24 protein-coding genes are annotated in these 20,752 nt (G+C 51.8%); 19 read left to right on the top strand and 5 right to left on the bottom strand.

Annotation, left to right across the window (positions count from 1 at the left end):
* Positions 1-385 precede the first annotated feature (385 nt).
* The 7 genes from VHE12_11085 to VHE12_11115 all read left to right on the top strand — a co-directional run bounded on the left by VHE12_11085 (position 386) and on the right by VHE12_11115 (position 7,360).
* The gene (locus tag VHE12_11085) at positions 386-1,090 is read left to right on the top strand and encodes a hypothetical protein (protein HVZ81320.1); all 705 of its coding nucleotides are present in this window, start codon (positions 386-388) and stop codon (positions 1,088-1,090) included.
* Between the two features lie 227 nt (positions 1,091-1,317).
* Entirely contained in the window at positions 1,318-1,839 is a 522-nt protein-coding gene (locus VHE12_11090) for an ORF6N domain-containing protein (GenBank protein HVZ81321.1), read from the top strand.
* A gap of 66 nt (positions 1,840-1,905) precedes the next feature.
* On the top strand, positions 1,906-3,792 hold the full coding sequence (locus VHE12_11095) for a ParB/RepB/Spo0J family partition protein (protein ID HVZ81322.1): 1,887 nt from the start codon (positions 1,906-1,908) through the stop codon (positions 3,790-3,792).
* Between the two features lie 66 nt (positions 3,793-3,858).
* The gene (locus VHE12_11100) at positions 3,859-4,008 is read left to right on the top strand and encodes a hypothetical protein (GenBank protein HVZ81323.1); all 150 of its coding nucleotides are present in this window, start codon (positions 3,859-3,861) and stop codon (positions 4,006-4,008) included.
* Positions 4,009-4,154: 146 nt separating this feature from the next.
* Positions 4,155-5,219: a DUF2235 domain-containing protein gene (locus VHE12_11105; protein ID HVZ81324.1), complete on the top strand. Its 1,065-nt coding sequence runs from the start codon at positions 4,155-4,157 to the stop codon at positions 5,217-5,219.
* 282 nt (positions 5,220-5,501) lie between these two features.
* Positions 5,502-6,605 (top strand): three-Cys-motif partner protein TcmP, encoded by a 1,104-nt coding sequence (locus VHE12_11110; GenBank protein HVZ81325.1) that lies wholly within the window; start codon positions 5,502-5,504, stop codon positions 6,603-6,605.
* Between the two features lie 14 nt (positions 6,606-6,619).
* On the top strand, positions 6,620-7,360 hold the full coding sequence (locus VHE12_11115) for a phage Gp37/Gp68 family protein (GenBank protein HVZ81326.1): 741 nt from the start codon (positions 6,620-6,622) through the stop codon (positions 7,358-7,360).
* A gap of 2 nt (positions 7,361-7,362) precedes the next feature.
* On the opposite strand, the gene VHE12_11120 is transcribed toward VHE12_11115, so the two are convergent.
* Entirely contained in the window at positions 7,363-8,388 is a 1,026-nt protein-coding gene (locus VHE12_11120; protein ID HVZ81327.1) for a hypothetical protein, read from the bottom strand.
* Between the two features lie 95 nt (positions 8,389-8,483).
* Here VHE12_11120 and VHE12_11125 point away from each other — a divergent pair, with 95 nt between their 5' ends.
* The 4 genes from VHE12_11125 (at position 8,484) to VHE12_11140 (ending at position 11,596) form a co-directional block, all read left to right on the top strand.
* Positions 8,484-9,617 (top strand): hypothetical protein, encoded by a 1,134-nt coding sequence (locus tag VHE12_11125; protein ID HVZ81328.1) that lies wholly within the window; start codon positions 8,484-8,486, stop codon positions 9,615-9,617.
* A 206-nt stretch (positions 9,618-9,823) separates the two neighbouring features.
* Positions 9,824-10,456 carry a hypothetical protein gene (locus VHE12_11130; GenBank protein HVZ81329.1) on the top strand — a complete coding sequence of 211 codons (633 nt, stop codon included), beginning with the start codon at positions 9,824-9,826 and terminating at the stop codon, positions 10,454-10,456.
* Positions 10,441-11,205: a hypothetical protein gene (locus VHE12_11135; GenBank protein ID HVZ81330.1), complete on the top strand. Its 765-nt coding sequence runs from the start codon at positions 10,441-10,443 to the stop codon at positions 11,203-11,205. The genes VHE12_11130 and VHE12_11135 overlap by 16 nt, the downstream gene beginning before the upstream one ends.
* 40 nt (positions 11,206-11,245) lie before the next feature.
* Positions 11,246-11,596 carry a hypothetical protein gene (locus VHE12_11140; protein HVZ81331.1) on the top strand — a complete coding sequence of 117 codons (351 nt, stop codon included), beginning with the start codon at positions 11,246-11,248 and terminating at the stop codon, positions 11,594-11,596.
* A 119-nt stretch (positions 11,597-11,715) separates the two neighbouring features.
* Here VHE12_11140 and VHE12_11145 read toward each other — a convergent pair whose 3' ends face one another.
* Positions 11,716-12,177 carry a hypothetical protein gene (locus tag VHE12_11145; protein HVZ81332.1) on the bottom strand — a complete coding sequence of 154 codons (462 nt, stop codon included), beginning with the start codon at positions 12,175-12,177 and terminating at the stop codon, positions 11,716-11,718.
* Between the two features lie 202 nt (positions 12,178-12,379).
* Here VHE12_11145 and VHE12_11150 point away from each other — a divergent pair, with 202 nt between their 5' ends.
* The 5 genes from VHE12_11150 (at position 12,380) to VHE12_11170 (ending at position 15,178) form a co-directional block, all read left to right on the top strand.
* On the top strand, positions 12,380-12,847 hold the full coding sequence (locus tag VHE12_11150) for a hypothetical protein (GenBank protein HVZ81333.1): 468 nt from the start codon (positions 12,380-12,382) through the stop codon (positions 12,845-12,847).
* A 17-nt stretch (positions 12,848-12,864) separates the two neighbouring features.
* Positions 12,865-13,215, top strand: a complete 351-nt coding sequence (locus tag VHE12_11155; GenBank protein HVZ81334.1) for a hypothetical protein — start codon at positions 12,865-12,867, stop codon at positions 13,213-13,215.
* Complete coding sequence (locus tag VHE12_11160; protein HVZ81335.1) at positions 13,179-13,751, top strand: hypothetical protein; 573 nt, start codon at positions 13,179-13,181, stop codon at positions 13,749-13,751. The genes VHE12_11155 and VHE12_11160 overlap by 37 nt, the downstream gene beginning before the upstream one ends.
* A gap of 219 nt (positions 13,752-13,970) precedes the next feature.
* Positions 13,971-14,459: a hypothetical protein gene (locus tag VHE12_11165; GenBank protein ID HVZ81336.1), complete on the top strand. Its 489-nt coding sequence runs from the start codon at positions 13,971-13,973 to the stop codon at positions 14,457-14,459.
* A 92-nt stretch (positions 14,460-14,551) separates the two neighbouring features.
* Positions 14,552-15,178 carry a hypothetical protein gene (locus VHE12_11170; GenBank protein ID HVZ81337.1) on the top strand — a complete coding sequence of 209 codons (627 nt, stop codon included), beginning with the start codon at positions 14,552-14,554 and terminating at the stop codon, positions 15,176-15,178.
* 412 nt (positions 15,179-15,590) lie between these two features.
* Here VHE12_11170 and VHE12_11175 read toward each other — a convergent pair whose 3' ends face one another.
* Positions 15,591-16,052: a hypothetical protein gene (locus tag VHE12_11175; protein HVZ81338.1), complete on the bottom strand. Its 462-nt coding sequence runs from the start codon at positions 16,050-16,052 to the stop codon at positions 15,591-15,593.
* A 52-nt stretch (positions 16,053-16,104) separates the two neighbouring features.
* A complete protein-coding gene (locus VHE12_11180; GenBank protein ID HVZ81339.1) occupies positions 16,105-16,605 on the bottom strand; it encodes a hypothetical protein in 501 nt (166 codons plus the stop codon).
* Between the two features lie 116 nt (positions 16,606-16,721).
* On the opposite strand from VHE12_11180, the gene VHE12_11185 reads away from it, so the two are divergent.
* A complete protein-coding gene (locus VHE12_11185) occupies positions 16,722-17,558 on the top strand; it encodes a hypothetical protein (protein ID HVZ81340.1) in 837 nt (278 codons plus the stop codon).
* 65 nt (positions 17,559-17,623) lie between these two features.
* Here the strand turns inward: VHE12_11185 and VHE12_11190 are convergent, their stop codons facing one another.
* Positions 17,624-17,995 (bottom strand): DUF202 domain-containing protein, encoded by a 372-nt coding sequence (locus VHE12_11190; protein ID HVZ81341.1) that lies wholly within the window; start codon positions 17,993-17,995, stop codon positions 17,624-17,626.
* 381 nt (positions 17,996-18,376) lie between these two features.
* Here VHE12_11190 and VHE12_11195 point away from each other — a divergent pair, with 381 nt between their 5' ends.
* The gene (locus tag VHE12_11195; GenBank protein ID HVZ81342.1) at positions 18,377-19,870 is read left to right on the top strand and encodes a sigma-54 dependent transcriptional regulator; all 1,494 of its coding nucleotides are present in this window, start codon (positions 18,377-18,379) and stop codon (positions 19,868-19,870) included.
* Positions 19,871-20,139: 269 nt separating this feature from the next.
* The coding region (locus tag VHE12_11200; protein HVZ81343.1) for a hypothetical protein at positions 20,140-20,752 on the top strand (613 nt) is incomplete at its 3' end.

The following is a 20,752-nucleotide window of genomic DNA, read 5'->3' on the forward strand; positions in this document are numbered from 1 at the left end:
ATTACAAGAATGGGAGTAACTGCAATGCGAAGAGTTACGGTTGTCGGAATATTCGTCGGCTTATTGATCTCTGGGGTCGTTTTTGCGAGCTCTGAGGAAACGGTTCCGGACCCGGACATTTCAAGAACCCCAACGACTCAAATGTTCACGCCTACGCCACGAACGCACCATGTGATGAAGGCCAAAAGTTCCCGACTCTTGAGGAAAAAGGGCAAGCGAACGGACATGGGGAAAGATAAGTGAACCCCCGAAAAAATGTATCGTTGCCCACCATAACGGGACTGATAGGGGATCCCCCGGTACCTCAGCCGGGTGGACCAAAAGGTAAGCCAAGACCAAAACCGAAACCCATTCATTGAATTTTGTATTGAAAGAGGAGGGGTAAATGCCTGAAGGAGATCTATCAACGGAATCGACTGAAGCGGCACCTCGGCCTGTCGCTAAAGTGCCAACCTTATTGTCGCGTCTCTTTCAGAAGGATTCTCGGACTTATTCTGTGCTGAAATTTGTGGCGCAAACAGTGTTTATCGGACTTTTTTCCAGTGTTTTGATTCCGACGATCATGAGCAGTTATAAATCCAGGGAGCTGCACTCTGAGTTCTATTACAAGCAACGCGCTGTTGGCGCGGAGGCTATCCTTGGAAAATACGTGGAACTTTTTGACTACTACTACAAATTGTGTCATGAAAAACGGAATGATTCGGGGATTTTAATGATGAAAAAGGCCCATGAATTCCGATCCGTATGCAACCGATACTTGATGTATTTCCCGAGCGGATTTGAGGAGATAACGGCCGACGTCTACTATTTTTATATGGGCCTATCTTACCGTTCGGACTTCGCTCGAATTGACCGGGACCGGGATGCGGCTATTGGCTATGTGGATGAATGCTGGTCGAGTCATTTTCGGGAATTGTTCGAAATCCCTGATGTGACAGCTTTTATTCTTCATCCTTTCGATGGAATGATGAATTTCTTTGAAAGTGGATCGGGATTGCCAAAGATCAGTTTAGTAAGTAAAGAACCGAATAACCCTTATTCGAATTATTACGAATTGGTATCAAAAAGAATGCGGGAATCGGGGAAATGACCATCTTCTGAATATGGAGTTTTTCGATATCAAGTAATATTTTCCTGAACCAGGAACCGCCCAAAAGCTGACCCCGTAAAACATTTTCCGTCCCGCCAAACTGCACATAAACCGTCGCTCACCTTCTTTTAAATTGCCAAGCTCCAACCGCTTTTTATACTTCGGCCATCACCTATGAACCGGAGGTCACTATGCCTGAAGAGCTGGGCGCCTATTCCGCCCAAGCGATGGAAAACCGGATCCTGACCCTTCGAGGCCAGAAGGTGATCTTGGATCGGGACCTTGCGGCCTTATATGGGGTCAAGACCCTTCGTTTGAACGAGGCCGTTAAACGCAATAAGGATCGTTTCCCTGGTGATTTTTGCTTTCAGCTGACGCGGGAAGAATTCACCCGTTTGATATCGCAAATTGCGATATCAAACAGCGGACGTGGTGGTGTAAGGAAATTGCCGCGAGCATTCACCGAACATGGGGCCCTCATGGCCGCCAATGTCCTGAACAGCCCGAAAGCTATTGAAATGAGCCTCTTCCTTGTTCGGGCCTTCATCAAGCTCCGGGAAAGGCTATCCGCTACGGCTGAACTGGAAAAACGTCTTGAGTCCATCGAAAAAAGCCTCATTTCCCACGATATCGCCCTGCGGGACATCTATCGAAAACTGAAACCCCTCTTGCTGGCCCATGAACCTGGAAAGCCTCCCAAGAGGATCGGGTTCACCGCAGATGAGAAGTCGAAGTTTTATCGAGCTTAACCCTATCCCATGGGAGGTCGGCGCTAAGCCGACCTCTTTGAACCTATATTTGAAAGGAAGGTCAACATGCCGACCCTAAGTCCCGTCGCCCAAGTCGTGGAGATCCCCCTGGCGAATGTCCATCCCAACCCCAAGAACCCCGGCCCGCCCATCCCCGCGGACCAGATCACCGACCTGGCCGAGAACATCGAGGCGGAAGGCCTCCTGAACCCCATCAAGGTCATGCCCCTGGTCCGGAGCCCTCAAGCGGAAAAGTCCCCCCATGGCCCCGGTGCCCCGGACCCCCGGAACCAACAATGGGTCATCCTGGCCGGGGAACGCCGCTACTGGGCCTTCCTTTGGCTCAAACGGGAGACCATCCCGGCCTTCCTGCTGGACCCCACCCCCGCCGAGGCCGTCAAGATCACCCACCTGGACAATGCGGTCCGGGAAAGGGGCTGGTGGGCCGACTACCAGTCCATCGAGGCCCTCAAGCAGGCGGACCCCACCCTGCGCCAAAGGGAGATAGGGGCCGGGTTGAAGATAGATCTACCGAAGGTGAACCGGGCCCTAAGCCTCTTACCCCTCCTCAACCCGGAGGCGAGGGCCATTCTTGTTAGTGACACTAACAACGGAAATAAGGGGAATAAGGGCATTTCGGAGCTGGCCGCCGCCGAACTGGCCGGACTGGCGACCGATCCGGTGACCCCAGCCACCCAGGCCCTGGTCCAGCGGGCCCTGGTCGAAGTCCGTGACCAGAACCTCACCCAGATGGGGGTCCGAGAGATGGTCCAGTGGATCCATCAAGGGAAGAAGCCCGAGGACTACCGGCCTGGGATGGCAAAGGCAGGGGGGAACAAGCCGTCCCCGAGGCCGTCCAGACCGGCGGTCAAGGCGGGGGTGTCCGACCAAGCCGTAGAGGCCCCCCAAGACCCCGCCCCGGCACCCGGGTCCAAGGGGAACCCCGTCCCCGTATCGGGCGGCAAGACCGACCTTCAGGTCCTTTACGACCACTTGAAAGGGAATGGCCTGTTGGCTGGCGGCCTCATCGGTGCCCTCGGGGGCTTCCTGGCCTCGAACCTGAAACGCGCCCTAGGCACTTTTGTTCGGCGCTATATGCTCCACGCCCTGGCGGCCCTGGGGATCCTGGCTTTGTTGGTATTCCATGGGGTCGGGAACCTTTTCCATAAGAGCCCAAATACCCAGGAAACAACCTCGGCGGTCCCGGCGGAACGCCCTGAGCGACCGGAGGGAGTCGAACGGGCTCAAGTGCCAGCTCAGGCTGAAGCCTCAAACGTTGTTCCTGCCAAACCGATCCCCAATAAGCCTGAACCCAAGCAAATGGGCCGTCAGGCCCCATTGGGTTCAGCCGCCAAACGGGCCGCTGGCGGACAACCACAAGTTGTCCAGCCAAGTGCCCAACCCGTACCGGGTTGGGCCCCCGAAGGCATCCCCCTCCTCAAGGAATTCGGCGATCACTTTTATGGCCGCTCCGGCTCCATGTGGTCCGACGACCTGGCCTATTTCAAAGGGCTTTTGACGGCGGACTATTACCCCACCTTCCAAAAGCAATTCTTCCCCTCGGCCCAACAGACCGAGATGCAGACCAAGCAGGAATACCAGCTCTATTCCAAAGGCCAGGCACCAAGAGCGACAGGGGGAGCGGGGAATACGGTTCTTTACCGGATCCAAGGCCAGGTCACCCTGCAAAGCCGGGCGTCGCGGGTCCCGAAGACCCTTTGGACCAAGCCGATGGCGTTGGAGATCTCCCTAAGGCACTTGGAGGGGTTGGGGTATCGGGTTGAACGAGTGAGAGAGGTACAACCGCGCCAAGAAGCTGGAAGCGCCACTGCGGGCTCGGCAGGCAATGGTGTGGACCCCCTGAAGGCGGTCCAAGACGTGAGCGGGGGCGTGGCCAATGTGGCGGGGGATGTAGAGAAGGTGGATGCCGCCAAGAAGGCATTAGGACTTTAGAAGCCCGAAAATTAGAATGGCCGGGTATTTCGATCGTCATTCATCTTCGAGGAACGAGGTGGGACCATGGGGGAATTGCTCCAGTTGTTGATATCGATAGTGGTGGTTTTGGTGATCTTCTTGGCTTGCCGGGCGCTCATGCTTTGGTATTGGAAGATCGACAAGATCGAGGAGCATTTGAAGGCGATCCGGGCCGCGCTCGAAAAACGGGGCTGAACCGATCCGAGTTAGGCGTTTTTTCAAAGAGGAACTATGTCTAGATTGCTCGAAGCAAAAGTTTATGGGCCGACCTCTTACTCGGGCGATTATTCGGGCTTTAAGGACAGGCATTCGAACACCTGCATAAATAACAAAGAGGTCCCATGAACATCGTCATCTGCTGCGACGGGACGGGCAACGAGTTCGGGTCGCATAATTCCAACGTCATCAAGCTCTTCTCGGCGCTGGATAAGGACAAGAACCAGCAGACCGTCTATTACCACCCGGGCATCGGGACGGTGGGGGTCTCCAACCCGCTCCTGTGGCTCTGGACCTGGTTCAACCGCATCCTGGGCGCGGCCATGGGCTTCGGCATCCGAAAGGACGTGGCGGATTGCTACCGCTTCCTCATGGACAGCTACCGGGGCCCCCAGGACAAGGTCTATGTCTTCGGCTTCAGCCGGGGGGCCTATACGGCCCGCATCCTCTGCGGCATGCTCAACCAGTTCGGCCTGCTCCAGCGGGGCGACGACCTGCTCATCAATTACGCCTACAAGCTCTTCAACCGGGAGGACCCCAACGCGGCGGCCCTGTCCGCCGAGTTCAAGAAGACCTTCTCACGGGAATGCAAACCCCATTTCGTGGGGGTCTGGGACACGGTCAGTTCGGTCGGTTGGATCTACGACCCCACCTCCTTCCCGAACACCTACCGCAACCGGGACATCAAGATCGCCCGCCACGCCATTTCCATCGACGAGCGGCGCTGTTTCTTCCGGCAGAACCTCATGGCCCGGGGGGAGGAGGGGCAGGACATCGTCCAGGTCTGGTTCCCTGGGGTCCATTCGGACATCGGCGGGGGTTACAGCCCCTACAGCGAATGCGGGCTTTCCCAGATCGCCCTGGGGTGGATGATCCGGGAGGCCACTAAGGCGGGGTTGAAGTTCGACAAGGCCAAAGTGAAGGCCCTTTTCGAGGCGCCCAACGCCGCCCCCGATCCCGCCGGCAAGCTCCATGTGTCCCTGACGGGGTTCTGGTGGATCTTGGAATTCATCCCGAAGCGCTATTTCGACTTCAAGGAGAAGGTCTACAGGTTCAAGCTACCCCTGGCCCAGCCCCGGTTCATCCAAGAGGGCGCGTTGGTCCATGAGAGCGTGATCAAACGGATGAAGGACCCGAAGAGCCGGTACAAGCCGGTCAACCTGCCGGAGAACTATCGGGTGGTGCGGTGAGGGAAAATGCGGCCTGGTCGATTTGCTTGTTGAGAACACGGATAATGCAGGGGAATTTGAGTGGATGGGGACAGGGGAAGGCTATTCTTGAAGGGATAAGGTTTATTAATTCTAAGATGAACTAAAATTAGGCAGAATTTGGTCTCTTTAAAGCTTTTTCTCTTTTGAGGAAGGGCTTTTTGTTTTCTGAAAAAATATTTGTCGATAATATAGGCCGATTGTTTGTCAGTATATTTTACTGGCAACCCTAAAGAATACAAGTGTATACTATTGAGGTGTATCTTGGCTGGCATTTCAGAGACAATTTGGCCCTGTGAAAAACACACAGAAGCAAAACACTTAATACTAAAAAGTTACATAGGGGCCTGGGTTTCCATTCTTCCGAATAAATTTTCAAAAGCCTTATTCGTTGATGGCTTTAGTGGACCTGGAGAGTACGAAGGGGGAGAGCCGGGATCTCCACTAATCGCAATCGCCGAAGTTGGCAACGCCCTCAAGAACACAACTAAAAATTTTTCGCTACAAATGTACTTTGTTGATGCGAGAAACGACCGGATCGAAAATCTAAAACAGAAAATATCTTCGGCCCAATCCGATTCGAAGATAAAAATACACGAACCGATTTGCGGAAGATTTGAGGATGAACTCCCTGGAATAATAACAAATTTCAAAAATGGGATTCTGGGTTCTCAGTTTCCGATGTTAATTTTTATTGATCCGTTCGGAGTGAAGGGTTATCCCTTGGAGTTGATTAGGAAGATATTATCTAATAGATCGGCTGAAGTTTTTCTTCTGCTGGATGTTGATGGGATAAATAGGAATTTATCGAACGCACCATTAATGAAAGAGGTTTTTGGGGATGGATGTGAAAAGATTATTGAGGAAATTCTACGTGAAGGTGATACGCAGACCAGATACAAAATGATTAGAAAACTACATGAAAAGGTAGCGGGGCGACTGTCTCAATTTTATCTTCCGTTTAGGATGTTAGAAACTTCCAAGAAGGTTTTCCATGACATGGTATTTTTGACTAACAATCAGCTGGGCTTTCTGAAAATGAAAGAAGCTATGTGGCGAGCTGATAGTAGTGGTAGGTTCCAATTTGTTGATACGGAATATAATTCCCTAACTTTTGATTTCAAGGCTTGGAAAATGGAGCTATGGGATTTGATGCTTAAAAAGTTTCGGGGGCGAAAAGTAACGGGGGCAGAAGTTAAAGCCTTTGTTGAATTCAACACTAGGTTTTTGGATAGGCATAAGAGGGAAGTTCTGAATGAAAATGAAACGAGCGGGATGGATGCAGATAAGAAAATTCGAGTAGAAAAAATTGGCAGGAAGAAAAATACATTCCCTGAAGATGCGGCGATCTATTTCCCCGCAGGTTGAGGTCGGAGTGAAAAATGGCTGAAAATTCAAAAATTGAATGGACCAATGCGACGTGGAATCCTGTGACGGGTTGTCACAAGGTTAGCGCTGGGTGTGCAAATTGTTATGCGGAAAGGTTCGCAGAGCGGTGGAGAGGAATACCAGGCCATCCGTATGAACAGGGTTTTGATCTTAAAACTTGGCCATTGAGATTGAATTTACCATTGACTTGGAAAGACTCGAAAAGAATATTCGTTAATTCAATGTCAGATCTATTTCATCAGGACATTCCACTTAAGTTCCTGAAGCAGGTGTTCGAAACGATGAACAATGCCCATTGGCATCAATTTCAAGTCTTGACAAAACGCGCGGATAGACTCGAAAAAATTAGCTCATCTGTTAAATGGACGAAAAACATATGGATGGGTGTTAGTGTCGAATCCGATAAGTTCACTTATCGAATTGAAATGTTAAAGCGGACAAATGCAAAGATTAAATTTCTCTCTTTAGAACCTTTGTTATCACCTTTACCAAATTTGAAGTTAAGGGGAATCGATTGGGTCATTGTTGGCGGTGAGTCCGGTCCTGGTGCAAGGCCGATGGAAAAGGAATGGGTCGTTGACATTCAAAAACAATGTAAGAAATTTAATGTCCCATTTTTCTTCAAGCAATGGGGTGGAGTCCAAAAGAAAAAAAGAGGCCGCAAATTGAATGGCAGGATTTGGAGTGATATGCCGGAAAAAAAGACTGCAATGAGTTTGGCGGCATCGAAATAAATTTATAACCCACATTTTTTATAGGCGCGCAAAAGTCGCAATGTGTCGTAGCCATCAATTAAGCAAAACAGCTTCAGATTTCCAACTCGAGTTGCGTAGGCACGCATCATCCCTCGGACTTCCTTTTTGATTATGTGACAGTGCTGAAGAATCATCAGCTCTGCAGGCTCGGTAAAGAGTCGATCTACTTGATCACCTGCTTTGCCCAAAACTGAAAATGTCATTGGTTTAAATTGCGCTGGGCCTTTCAGTGCCATGGCAGTAGAAATCCTATGCCCGGAATACTTGATTCTCGTTGTGAAAAAGTCGGAACGTTCGCCGGCCCAGTCTTTGTCCAAATCCTGTTCATTGATGATTTCTGCAATTGCTTTTTTAATTTCCAGTTCGGGTATTCTTTCTAGAAGTTTCAAATCGTTCTTATTGGGGGTCGGCACGTTTTTAACTTCTTGAAAAGAATCGATGCTATCAATGTGGACTTCCAGTCGATTTGGCCAATTTTTTCCAATGTATGATGCTTTTGAAAATTCGGGTGTCATTGTCGAAACTACAATTGGAACAGCGTTTAAGTATTTCGAATCGATACTAGTTATGAGACCGAATAAAAAATGAGGTTTAAATCCTGAGAGCACAACTTGCGATGTTTGTGATACTAAATGTTCTTCTTGAAGTTCGCCTTGAAGTTCCAGGTTCAAGTCAATGCTTCCCAGATTGCAATGCATTAAACGGCAGTATTTTGATTTTGTTTTTGTGAGTCGATAATAATATGCGTCGTAATGAGTAAAATAAATTCCTTCCTTGATTGACCGCGCTGAATTTAATTGTCCTAGTGTCGGGATATTTTGAGTCTTTAGCCATTCCTCAAAGCTCTTGTTGATGTTTGAAAGATAGGCGCCTCTTTGAAGCCATTCTGGAAGTCCAATTGGGGCTGATGGAATGAGATTTGGATCTATGAGATCGAAAATTCTTGGAGTGCTTAAATACCAAGATGTTAATGAAAAATCTTTTTTATTTGGTTCGAATTCTGTCATGGCATCATCTTACAATTGATTTAGTTGTTATGTAGGAAGTTGGTAAAGCTCTTGCTTTAAATAATTCAAGATTTTAAATGTGCTTAAGGACAAAAGTGTTCATTGAACGAAAAATAAACCCAACTTCTCATGTTATTGAGCTTTGGGAATGCGAGTGGGAAAACCAACCGGGTCAAAAGCCCCAAAAAGCATTTCTGAGAAAAATTGGGGACGATATCTCCGCTGAAAAGGCGGAGCAAGTTGCTATGCATGAGTCTCCTGCAATTTGTTGGTCTTATGGACGAACCTTAGGAAATATTGCTGTTTATTCTCAATCAATTCTTGGGAACTTCCCCGGTAATGCGGGGACAGATGCTGTTTTACCTTGCGACATAGTAAGCGCTGGTAAATTCCGTCATGGGGTAAATAGGTGGTGGTGTAGGACTCATCAGGTGTATTGGGGAACAAAGGCAGATATCGAGTCCTATTCACGAATTGGGAAAATGATTTGCGCAAATCATGATCAGAAAATGAATTACGTTGTGGATCCATTTGAACTCGATCCGAGCGACCACTACCAAGTGGGAATTTGGTGCTCAATGCCAGCGGCGTTATCCTCAAGAAAAATGGAAAAAAGAACTCCGAAAATCCATGTTCATGTTCGAGAGAAGGCGGGTGAGCATAAGACGGTTGACGGTGATTACGATGCAATATCTGTTCGTAACAACCAAAACTTAGAACTTTTTGGGAAATCTAAAATTAGCTTAATCAATATTACTCCACCGGCCGCGTTTGAATTTGTTCAAGCGTTGGAACTGGGGCGAGAAACGGATTGTGTGAATTGTTCGACCTGTGGATATCCACATTTGGACTTGGGGGATTTTGGAATAACACCTCACAAGAAACATTTTTGTGCCAACTGCGGATATGACAGCACTTGGAGCAAAGAAAAGATTATTTCAACTCCACTAAAACCTTTACATGATTCCTTTTTAAAAAATGCTCAGTTTGTTGAACCTAATCGCTCCGTGAATTTGGATGAATGCCAGGGATGCACATATAACATTTGGGCTTCAACTCCTGCTATTGTTTGGAAGGCTGACCGTCCACAGGAAAAGGGAATCCACGTTCATGTCCACGACGGAAAAAGTAGAATTATCGATGACACCTATTCTGAAGTGATTTTAGGTGGTCAAAAATTGGTGCGGGCAGAACTATTTCAAAAGATGGTTGAGCAAACGATTATTTAATCATTCCGCGTCTGCCTAAAAGTATACGGTAGTATACTTTTTTCTTGACGGCCTCCCATTGGTGTGGATAATTATTACAGGACTACTAAAGCTTTTCCTTTTACTGAACGCGTGGCCCACTACTTAGACAACATCGACCACCTCCAATAAACCTGGGAAAGCTCCCGGGTTTTTTTATGCCCGAATTAAATTTTGGGAGGTGTCGAATGATTGGTCTAACGGTCAAGGGTTTAGCGAAATACATGGATTCCAATTCCTCAAAGCAAAGAAAAATTTTACGGGATTATAAATATCCAAAGCCAGAAGGTGTGGCTCAGACTTTGTATTACGCCGAAGCTCGGGCTGCGATAAGGTCCTTTCATCAACGGCAAAGAGATCAAGCTTGGCTTCAGGGGATTTCAAATCAAGTGGCAGCCGCTGGAAACGCGACTCCTGGAAAGGCAGGAGTGAGATTAAGGAATAATGCAGAAGTTATATCTGCATATGTTCGATATTTTGGCGATAAACCCCTCCAACACCAAGGGACATCGACCTTCAAACATACTCATAAGGGGGTGAGGATTTCTCTAACCCCTGATCTTGCTGGAATTGAAAATAAAATACAAAAATATATTTTCCTTCATTTGTCCGCAGAGCCGCCCACTAGACGTTTATATACAATTATCAGCCAGCTCCTTTTCTTGGAAGTTGGAAAGCACGCGCCAGTGACCAATAGGAATATCGAGTTTATCGATGTCCGTCGGGGCGTTATTCACCGGGTTGCAAAAATGCGGTCTAGGTTATCTCACGAAATTGAAGATGCTTGCGATAACATTGAGGCTATTTGGCCTTCCATATGAAATTAAAAGAAGCAAGACTCGCGGAAAAATCATGTTACATGTGCGAGAAGTCCGCGACGACGCGAGAGCATGTCCCACCGAGATGTCTTTTCCCGGAAATTTCAGAAAACGCTAGTCTTGGTTTTCCTGGGAAGGATTTCAGGAAAAACCTTTTCATAGTTCCTTCTTGCGAAGAACATAATTCTGGGAAATCTAAAGACGATGAATTTCTTTGGTATTCATTGTCGTTTTGTAACGCGATAAATCATTTGGCGGTCAAATATTTTTTGTCGAAGGGTAAACGCGCTCATAAGCACCACCCGGGGATTTTTCAAAGAATGTTTCAAAGATCAAGAATGACGATTCTTACTGACGAGGACGGCGAATATAGAGCTCCGAAATTTTACTTCGAGCCGGAACGATTCGCTTTGTTAATGGAAAGGGTGGGAAAGGGGTTATATTTCAGACATTACGGAAAAAAGTATCGCGGCGCAGTCCAAACGCATGCCGAGTATGCTGGCGTGGATGTGGTGTGTGCGGGGATCGGAGCGGAGCTGATAGCCCGTATGAAGATTGAAGAGTTATTTCAGAGTAGGGAGAGGATAAAAGAGGAATTTTCGGGCGCTGACGAGTATGGGGAAAATAGAGAGGTGTTTTATTACAGCGCCAAAGAAATTAATGGAAATTTAATGATGCGCTTGACGTTCTATGAAGGGGCAAGGGTCCTCTTGATCTTTTCCGGTGATCGGTCGTCTTTACTTTCTGTTTGATGTTGGTTTTTTAAATTAGTGAAAAAAGGGCTAGGCTCTAATGAAAAGAAAATCCGGCGCGGCGAAAAGAAAAGAGAAATCCCGAGAAACATTATTTCAGTTGGTGGTGAAAAAATTTTATAGTGTTTATTGGATCGTTTCGGATGACACTTTGAGGCGAAGGATTTTAGCGTTTACTACCAGTTCGTTATTTTCCGCGTTTTTTGTTCTGGGAATTGTGACAAGAGCACAACATGGTTTGGGGATGCAAAATATTATTTTTGGCCTTTTGAGTCTTATCTCGGGGTTTTTGGCTGCTTTTGAAGATGTAAAAAAACTGAAGTTTAATTATTGGGTCCTGATAATTTTAATTGTTTGGCCATTGTCTCTATATTTGTTTGTTCGTCGATAAATGGGAACGGATGGGCCCAGTTTTTTGGATGGGATCCCTGGTGGTCATCGTCTTCGGGATATCCTGGTCGATCCAAGGGGAGGTCTTATTCCCAGGTCCCCCGAAAAGTCTCGCTGAACTTATTTCAGGTTCTTGCTGATCCCACTTCCTGAGTCGTCTTCCTTTTTCATGGTGTTGGATATCTCTTGTTCCGTCTTGGACTTCTGGTCCATGTTCTTTTGGAGCTGTCCCATCTGTTGGTCATCCAGACCATCTTGTGAATTCTTTTTTCCTTTCAGGTCCTCCGCTTTTGACTGGAACTCATGCTTGGTCATGCCGGGAAGAGGCGTATGTTTGGGCTTCAGACGGTCGTTCGGGTGCTTGGGCTTCAACTTGTCATTGGGATGCTTGGGTTTGAGCCTGTCGTTCTCGTGCTTCGGCTTCAAGCGGTCATCGCGATGTTTCGGTTTCAGGCGGCTTTGGGTGGGCATGGGTTTGAGCCGGGGCCCTTCTTGGGGAAGGGCCGGGGCGGTCCATCCGGACGCGGTGGTCAAGGCGGCCAGCAGGGCATAGGCGAATATCGGTCGTGGGGTCGGGGTCATCGGTTCTCCTGGAGATGGTTTCGGCCATTAAAAAGCCGGTCCCATTTTAGGCTTAAAACCACACGCTCGCGAAAAGAGATCCGTCTTTGGGGGAAATCCCCAAGCCCACCTGGGCCCCGCCTTGGGCCCATTGGTCATAGTGTTTCACCGCGCCTTCGGCGTGGCGGATGATGTTTAGAGAACCTGAGGAAAAGGTGTGATCGTGGGAAATGGCGACAAAAAAGTGCCTGCTGTTTTATTGGTCGTGTGGGGTTTGCTCGCTTTGTTTTTGATCGTAAATCCGCTGGTTTTCCGATATTGGTTCTGGCTTGAGAACATTTTCGGATTTTTGCTCGCGTCGCTTACCTTTTTGATAATTCAGTTGCGAACGAGCCAACTGAATCTTGGCGTTGTTCTGGCGGCCGGATATTTTACTTATGACTTGGTCATTACCTTGATCGAACTGCACCAACCTTCGGAACAGGGATGGGGCTGGATAATGGTGTTCCTACTTGGCATGCCTTCGAACCTATTGAACGGTGTTCCGATAATTTCCGATCTAATAAGTTGTTTGAACAATTCAACACTTGAGCAGGGGGTATCATTCGCGATTTTTGGGTCCGTTCAATATTTCCTGATCGGGTTTTTCTTGGAAAAGACCTATAAGGCAATACGGAAGAGCCATAACTGAAAAAGGGGCAGGCTCTAATGAAAAGAAAATCCGGCGCGGTGAAGAGAAGAGAGAAACCCCGAGAAACATTATTTCAGGTGGTGGTTAAAAAATTTTATAGTGTTTATTGGATCATTTCGGATGACACCTTGAGGCGAAGGATTTTAGCGTTTACTACCAGTTCGTTATTTTCTGCGTTTTTTGTTCTGGGAATTGTGACAAGAGCAGAACGTGGTTTAGGGATGCAAAATATTATTTTTGGCCTTTTGAGTCTTATCTCGGGGTTTTTGGCTGCTTTTGAAGATGTAAAAGTACTGAAGTTTAATTATTGGGTTTTAATAATTTTAGTTGTTTGGCCATTGTCTCTATATTTGTTTGTTCAGCGATAAAAGACGCCGCTTTGCGGCCAAAAAACATCAATCACGCAAATCCTCTTTTTGGGGATCTTAGAATGATAAAAAACGAAAAAGAAATACTTCGCGAGAGCCTGATCAATTTGATCTTGCCCATCGTTCTGTTTTTGATCATCGGGATCCTTTTGTCTTCCGTTCGCAACAGCAGCCAGGACCACATTCCGACGAACTATGACATTTTCGGCACGATCGGGTTGGGGATCGCGGTTGTCGTGTTTTCCTTTTTGGTGATCGCAGAACGGACAAAGATATTAAAGAACCGACAGGGAGTGGATGCGAAAAGGGAACAACAGGAACCGCCTGGCAAATTCTTGATCTATCTGGGGTCCTTTTGGCCCGTGTATAACACGGCGATATTTTTTGCCTTTTATTTCCTGAATAAGGTCATTCTTTCGCCGGATGGCAAACGTTACTTGTTCGGGTCCTTTTTGGCGCTTTTGATCATCCAGACGATATTTATGGTGTTGAGATTCATTTATTTGAGTAAGTACAAATTCAAGGATCGACGGTAAAAAGTCCCGCCGGATCAAAAACGGGAATTGCGGGAATAGAGGGTCAGAACAAAGGGCGCCTAGTTGGCCCTAAAACCGCTCACTCGCTATGAGGGAACCGTCCCTAGGGGAGATCCCCAAGCTCACCTGGGCCCCGCCTTGGGCCCACTAGTCATACCGCTTCACCGCGCCTTCGGCGTGGAGGATGATGTTTAGAGAACCTGAGGAAAAGGTGTGATCGTGGGGAATATCGGCAAAACAATAATGGCGATCTTATCGACTGTCTGGGTAGTTCTGGCCTTGCTCCTTATTTTCAATCCATTGATCGACCAATATTGGTATTGGGCGGAGAATCTTTTCGGATTTTCATTCCTTGCCCTGACCGTATCAATAATCCAACTGCGGCTCAAAAAATTCAACTTGGGGATGGCGTTGTCCCTCGGCTATTTTTTCCTTGTTCTGATCGTGCTGGTGTTCGAGTTGCGGCAACCTTCGGAAGACGGTTGGGGTTGGATCGGGGTGGCTATCCTTGGGGCGCCCTTGACGTTCTTTAGAAATGCTCCGTTGATCTTCGACCTGACCCATCTGACCGGAAACCAGACGATCCAAGATGGCCTGGCGTATGGGTTACTGGGGACGCTTCAATATTTCCTGATCGGGTTTTTCTTGGAAAAGACCTATCGGGTGGTCGTTCTTCGGTTCGGACGGAAAAGAAAAGGCCGCGTCTAGGTGCCTAGTTGGCCTTAGAAGCGCACACTCGATAAGAGGGAGCCGTCGAATCGAACTGTTTCGGTTCTATTCAATGGTTTCGGAGGCAATTTATGAAAACCAGGATTTCCGTTCTGATGGTATGCCTAATGATATTTTTCTCGAACAAAATATATGCTCACCATGAAGAAAATGATCATGGTGATGGGCATGGTTCAATATCCGTTGTTGCTACGGTGGGTGATATGGTCATCACGAAAAATGACATTAATGACGATGGCACCCGCACCACTGCTTACCTAATTAAGCGACTCTCCAATAAAATTAAAGAAATTATTTATAACAATACCGCCAAGGAATTCAAAATTGATGTAAGCGATGATGAAGTCCAGAAGCGTTGGAATAGCATCACGAAGAATGCGGGCAGCCCAATGGACGAGGGTGCCCGGATCGGTCTTCGCGCAACCATCACCGAAGAAAAACTTGACCAAGTCATTTATAAGGAAATGGCGGAAAAGGACGGGGATTTTGCTGAATATCTCCGACTTTCGAAACGGGTTGATCCCGATGTGAAAAAAATATCAGAAATTAAGAGTCGTTTTGAGAAAAGAAATCACACCACAGTAATTAATTATGTGTCGGCTCAAAAATATCTATGGTGGGAAAAACGCTACAAAGAAGCCAAAGTTAGAATATTGGACCCTGATCTGAAAAGTGCGATCAATTTAGTGAAGCCTTAGCCCTGATCCAAGAAAAGTGTCGATCCACAATCCTTGCCTATCGGTAGAGTGCAGGTTGATTTAGGGGAGTGTCATTGTCTTGGAGGAATAAAGGCGCCCGGTCGGATCGAAGCCTAGAACCTTAGAACCTCACGCTCGCCGAAAGAGAACGATCCCTGGGGGGAATTTCTCGGGCCCATCAAGGCCATGATCCCTCAAAAAGCCCACGACCTGGTCTATCGGACATGCGGCCTGATCGTGACGGGATGCATTTTGCTGACCATGGTTTACGACCTCTGCCTGAAGAACCCCGAATGCCAACGGGTTGGGCGGTCTTTTGGCTGGGATCCCTGGCGGTCATCGTCTTCGGGATATCCTGGTCGATCCAAGGGGAGGTCCTATTCCCGGGGCCCCCGAAAAAGTCTCGCTGAACTTATTTCAGGTTTTTGCTGATCCCACTGCCTGAGTCGTCTTCCTTTTTCATGGTGTTGGATATCATTTGCTCCGTCTTGGACTTCCGGTCCATTCCCTGTTGAAGTCTCGTGTTTTGGTCGCTGTTCATTTCCCCTTGTGAATCCTTTTTTCCCTTCAGCCTATCCACTTCCGACTGGGCCTCCCCTTTTGTCATGCCGGGGAGAGGCGTATGTTTGGGTTTCAAACGGTCGTTCGGGTGCTTGGGCTTCAACTTGTCATTGGGATGCTTGGGTTTGAGCCTGTCGTCCTCATGCTTCGGCTTCAAGCGGTCGTCCCGATGTTTCGGCTTCAGGCGGCCTTGGGTGGGCATGGGTTTGAGCCGGTTCCCTTTTTGGGGAAGGGCCGGGGCGCTCCATCCGGACCCGGTGATCAAGGCGGCCAGCAGGGCATAGGCGAATATCGGTCGTGGGGTCGGGGTCATCGGTTCTCCTGGAGATGATTTCGGCCATTAAAAAGCCGGTCCCATTTTAGGCTTAAAACCGCACGCTCGCGAAAAGAGATCCGTCCTTGGGCGAAAGCCCCAAGCCCACCTGGGCGCCGCCTTGGGCCCACTGGTCATAGTGTTTCACCGCGCCTTCGGCGTCCAGCCCCGACAAACGATCCAATAACAGGAAGAGCCCGCCTAGGCCAAAGCCGGTCCCGGCCAGGGCCGAGGGAAGCTCCGTATCCCGGTTGCCGTCATCCAGGGAGATCATCAGCCCCGTCGTTACCAACCCCAGGCCCAGCCCCAGGCTGATATAGGCCGCAATCTTGTCCCGCTGGGCCGCTTCGACCGAACCGATGGCCTGCTTATCCCCTGAGATGGAAATGACCTGCTTGAGTTCCCCCAGGTTGTCGAGGCTCCTGCCTTCGTAGGAAAAATGGGAGGTGAAAAGGTCGCCCGTCGAGAGGATGAGCTCGGGCTTGGCCAAGGCCTGAGCGGCCAGGGGCAAGAGGAGGAAGGTGAGGAGGAGCTTGCGGTGGATGGGTCCCATGGGGAGCGATTATAGCCATGTCCCTGGGAACCCGTTCTTTCAAAAAGCTATTGCTGTTATTGGGCCGCTGGGCTGTAATGCCGCCATTGCCGGATACCGTTCCATGGAGAATGAGAATGAAAAAGCTTCTTGTCTTGCTGATGGCCGTGATGGGTTTGGGGATGGTCTCTTCCGCTTGGGCCAAGGCCAAGATGGCCGACACGAGCGCAACGGTGGAGATGGGATCGGGCGTCTTTTTCAGCGCCTATAGCGCCATGGACCTGGCGTCCCTGGGGGACATGGGCAAAGCGGTCAAGGCCTTCGACGATGTCGCCAAGAACAACTTCGGCGACCAGACCCATTTCAACAACGATGGCCTGGGGATCCTGGTGGGCGGCCAACTCGGCCTCCAACTGGACAAGAACAACAGCCTATCCGTGGGCATCGAGAACACCTGGACCTCCCAGATGGGGACCACCATCTACGCCGGAACGGACGCCCACTATTTCCAACTGATGGACCCCACCCTGTTGGGGGTCGCCCTGAACTACGGCCTGGACCTGCTGAACGAGGGCGGGAACCACACGCGGCTCACCCTGGGCGCGGGTTTTTACCACGCCTCGCTCCATTACGCCTCCAACCTCGAATCCGATACGCTCTATGTGGGTGATTTCGGATCGGACAACATCGGCGGGACCCTCGGGCTATCCGAGGAATTGGGATTGGGCGGGGGCTTTTCCTTCTTGGTGGATGCCCGTTTCCGCGTGGCCGATTTCGGCCAACTGGAATCCAATAACCTGACCTTCGGCGGCACTGCCACCTCGGGCACTTACCGCCTGGTCTCCTCCTCGGACACCCAGTTCTACGAGATCAATCCCAAGGCCACGTCCTACACTCCACCTTCGGGCTACCATTGGACGGACCTAGACTATACGGGCTTTACCGGCAACCTCGGCTTCAAGCTCGCTTTGTAAGGAAGGCTTCCCAAGCCCCACGGCGGTCATCGCCGTGGGGCTTTTTTATTGGGGGACCTTCCCGCTCAGCCCCGGGCGATGAGGTAAAGGGCCATGAGCAATCCGAAGATCACCAGCCCGAAGGCGGTGGCCACGCCCAGGCGGGAAAGGGACGGGGGATCGGTCTTCCCCTGCTTGAGCTTGGCGCAGAAGCGGATGTAATCGAGGGTCGCACCCAGTTCCACCAAAACCCCCATCAGCACCAGGAGCGTTCCCAGCCACATGGAGGCGCTCGAGTGGGGATCGGGGATGTCCGAGGCCTGGGCCCGCATGAGCCTAAGGAAAAGCCCGAAGCGCGCCACCACGAAACCGAAGCCCATGAGGGCCAGCCCCGTGCGCACCCAGGCCAGGAAGGTCCTCTCTTTCGCCCAATAGATCCTCGGGTCCTGCTTGGCCATGGCCGATCCTTTCCTCGACGCGGGATGGGCCATTCTCCCAAAAGGGAAGGGCGGGCGGCATAAGAACTTCACGCCTCTCCTCACGGCGTGGGACCGCTTCCAATCGCGCTTTTTCCAACCTCTCTCGCAACGTTTTGAGGCCGGCCCATGAAAAGATCCGGGAAAAATATTTCCTTCGCTTATTTGCGGGGGTGGGTTTGACAGGCTCCGGGACCGGACCGAATAATCGAAGTATCGGCGGTGAACGCCGTTCGAACCCGCCGGGAGGCGCTCTTCATCCATCGATCCTAGGAACCTTGGTCTGTCGGAAATGTCCGAAGCCGTGGACCGGAGACGGCGCCCTGGGGCGCCTCCGGGTCCACCTGGAAAGGTATGCTGGCCATGAACATGCGATCAGGGAAGGTGAACCTGGACCCGGAGGGGACCCGTAGCCCCGCCGGGTGCGGCCGGGACGCCAAGAAGATCCTCGTGGTGGACGACGAACCCTTCGATTGCGGGTCCCTGCGGAACATCCTGGAGCGCGGGGGCGCCTACGAGGTCCTCACCGCCGACACCGGCCCCCGGGCCCTGGACCAGGTCCATCGGCTCCCGCCGGACGCGGTGTTGTTGGACGTGATGCTCCCGGCCATCGACGGCCTGGAGGTCCTCAAGGAACTGAAACTCTCCCACCCCGCCCTGCCGGTCATCATGCTCACCGGCATGACCGACGTGCGCATGGCGGTGGAGGCCATCCAACTGGGGGCCTACAACTACCTGACCAAACCCTTCGACGGGGCCCAACTGCTCCTGATCCTGGCCCAGGCCATCGAGAAGAGCGAGATGCTGGCCGAGATGCGGTCGCTCAGGAGCCGGGCGGGGAAGCGGGGGCCCGCGCTGTCCAAGATCGCGGGCCGGAGCCCCGCCATCCTGGAGGTGATGGAGCAGGTCCAGAAGGTGGCCGATTCCAACCTGACCGTCATCATCCAGGGGGAGACGGGGACGGGGAAGGAACCCGTGGCCCGGGCCCTGCACGAGGAGAGCTCCCGGCGGGAGGGGCCCTTCGTGGCGGTGGATTGCGGGGCGCTCCCGGAGAACCTGCTGGAATCGGAGCTCTTCGGCCACGAGAAGGGCGCCTTCAGCGGGGCGGACCGCCGCAAGCCGGGCCAGTTCGAACTGGCCGGGAACGGCACCCTGTTCCTCGATGAGATCGGCAACCTCCCCCTTTCCCTCCAGGCGAAACTGTTGCGGGTCCTCCAGGAGCGCCAGGTGCGCCCGGTGGGGGCCACCCAGGCCTTTCCCGTGCAGGCCCGCGTGATCGCCGCCACCAACCTGTCGCTGGAGGGGGCGGCCCGGACGGGCCAGTTCCGGCAGGACCTCTACTACCGCCTGGCCGAATTCACGCTCCAGCTCCCGCCCCTTCGCCGGCGCCCGGAGGACATCCTGCCCCTGGCCCAAAGGTTCCGGGAGGAGGCGAGCCTGGAGTTCAGGCGGCCGGTGGCGGGCCTGACGGAGGAGGCGGAGGCCCTATTGCGGGCCCATGCCTGGCCGGGCAATATCCGGGAACTGCGCAACGTGGTGCGCCAGGCGGTGCTGCTCACGCCGGATTCGTCCATCCACGCCGAGCAGATCAAGGTCCTGCTGGGGGCCGGCGGGGAATCGCCCGCGCCGGTCGCGGTGCCGGTGCTCCCGGGCCAGCCCCTGCGCCGGATCGTGGAGCACGCGGCCGGGCAGGTGGAGAGGCAGGCCATCCTGAACGTCCTCAAGTCCGCCGGGGGCAACAAGAGCCGGGCGGCCAAGATCCTGGACGTGGATTACAAGACCCTGCGGCTGAAGATCAAGAAGTACGGGCTGGACTCGGGGGACGAGCGGGGCCCGGGGGAAGATCCGGAAGCCTGAACCCGAAGACCCTCCGCCGAGCCCCGCCGGTTTTCGGGCAAGGGCGCACGGGCGTGGTCGCCCGAATCCCCGTTCCTTCGTCCTTTCACGGGCCCGAATCCCTTTAAATCGCATCTCCTCCATTGGTATCTCCTTTGCTCTAAGGGCTGGTATCCGCCCTGGGGCACTCGGGGCGGACCGGGGTCATCCGCCGGGGCTTTGCCCTGGCGGCCATCCCCTGGAACCAGGGCCGTCCCCGGACGGCTCATCCGCGAAAAGGAGAAAGAGAAATGAAAAACAATTGGAAAGCCTTCGGATTGGCCCTGGCCCTGCTGGGGATGGCGGGTTGTCAACAGGCCAACGGTCCGACCGGTAGCACCCCCACCGGTCCGGGGACCATGGCCAAGACCATGGGCTCGCCGGACGTCAACTGCCACCAGTCCTGTTCACCCGGATCGGCCCCGGTCGGGGCCTCGGTCACCTTCACCGTTCAAGTGGACGTGACCGGCGGCGCGGCCACCGGCGCCCAAGTGTTGGACATCCTGCCGGCGGGCCTGACCTACGTGCAAGGATCCGCCTCCTCCCTGGCCGGGGGGACCTTCGTCTGCACGGGCCAGACCCTCTCCTGGATCGCCGCCACGGTGGGGCCCTGTAACTGCGCGATGAGCTACGTGGCCAAGGTGAACGAACTGGCGGGTGTGGCCGGTTCGACCCTGGCCAATACGGCCATCATGACCTGCGCCGAGCTGTCCGCGGCGGTCTCGACGACGGCCAACCTGGTGGTCAGCGCCGTTCCCACGCTGCCGCCGACGCCCACGGTGGGGATCCCGACCTTCACCTGCACGCCGGTGCCCCCGACACCGACCTTCACCTGCGCGCCGCCGACGCCCACGCCCACCTTCA

It is taken from the genome of bacterium (assembly GCA_035549195.1).
GTDB lineage: Bacteria > Oederibacteriota > Muellerivitia > Muellerivitales > Muellerivitaceae > DASZRK01.

Excerpts from the sequence above, each read along its gene's own strand:
- VHE12_11120 (HVZ81327.1), bottom strand. The coding sequence starts at position 8,388 with ATGACAGAATTCGAACCAAATAAAAAAGATTTTTCATTAACATCTTGG.
- VHE12_11085 (HVZ81320.1), top strand. The coding sequence starts at position 386 with ATGCCTGAAGGAGATCTATCAACGGAATCGACTGAAGCGGCACCTCGG.
- VHE12_11190 (HVZ81341.1), bottom strand. The coding sequence starts at position 17,995 with ATGGCCAAGCAGGACCCGAGGATCTATTGGGCGAAAGAGAGGACCTTC.
- VHE12_11105 (HVZ81324.1), top strand. The coding sequence starts at position 4,155 with ATGAACATCGTCATCTGCTGCGACGGGACGGGCAACGAGTTCGGGTCG.
- VHE12_11100 (HVZ81323.1), top strand. The coding sequence starts at position 3,859 with ATGGGGGAATTGCTCCAGTTGTTGATATCGATAGTGGTGGTTTTGGTG.
- VHE12_11195 (HVZ81342.1), top strand. The coding sequence starts at position 18,377 with ATGAACATGCGATCAGGGAAGGTGAACCTGGACCCGGAGGGGACCCGT.
- VHE12_11185 (HVZ81340.1), top strand. The coding sequence starts at position 16,722 with ATGAAAAAGCTTCTTGTCTTGCTGATGGCCGTGATGGGTTTGGGGATG.
- VHE12_11175 (HVZ81338.1), bottom strand. The coding sequence starts at position 16,052 with ATGACCCCGACCCCACGACCGATATTCGCCTATGCCCTGCTGGCCGCC.
- VHE12_11115 (HVZ81326.1), top strand. The coding sequence starts at position 6,620 with ATGGCTGAAAATTCAAAAATTGAATGGACCAATGCGACGTGGAATCCT.
- VHE12_11130 (HVZ81329.1), top strand. The coding sequence starts at position 9,824 with ATGATTGGTCTAACGGTCAAGGGTTTAGCGAAATACATGGATTCCAAT.
- VHE12_11170 (HVZ81337.1), top strand. The coding sequence starts at position 14,552 with ATGAAAACCAGGATTTCCGTTCTGATGGTATGCCTAATGATATTTTTC.
- VHE12_11145 (HVZ81332.1), bottom strand. The coding sequence starts at position 12,177 with ATGACCCCGACCCCACGACCGATATTCGCCTATGCCCTGCTGGCCGCC.
- VHE12_11155 (HVZ81334.1), top strand. The coding sequence starts at position 12,865 with ATGAAAAGAAAATCCGGCGCGGTGAAGAGAAGAGAGAAACCCCGAGAA.
- VHE12_11140 (HVZ81331.1), top strand. The coding sequence starts at position 11,246 with ATGAAAAGAAAATCCGGCGCGGCGAAAAGAAAAGAGAAATCCCGAGAA.
- VHE12_11180 (HVZ81339.1), bottom strand. The coding sequence starts at position 16,605 with ATGGGACCCATCCACCGCAAGCTCCTCCTCACCTTCCTCCTCTTGCCC.
- VHE12_11095 (HVZ81322.1), top strand. The coding sequence starts at position 1,906 with ATGCCGACCCTAAGTCCCGTCGCCCAAGTCGTGGAGATCCCCCTGGCG.
- VHE12_11090 (HVZ81321.1), top strand. The coding sequence starts at position 1,318 with ATGGAAAACCGGATCCTGACCCTTCGAGGCCAGAAGGTGATCTTGGAT.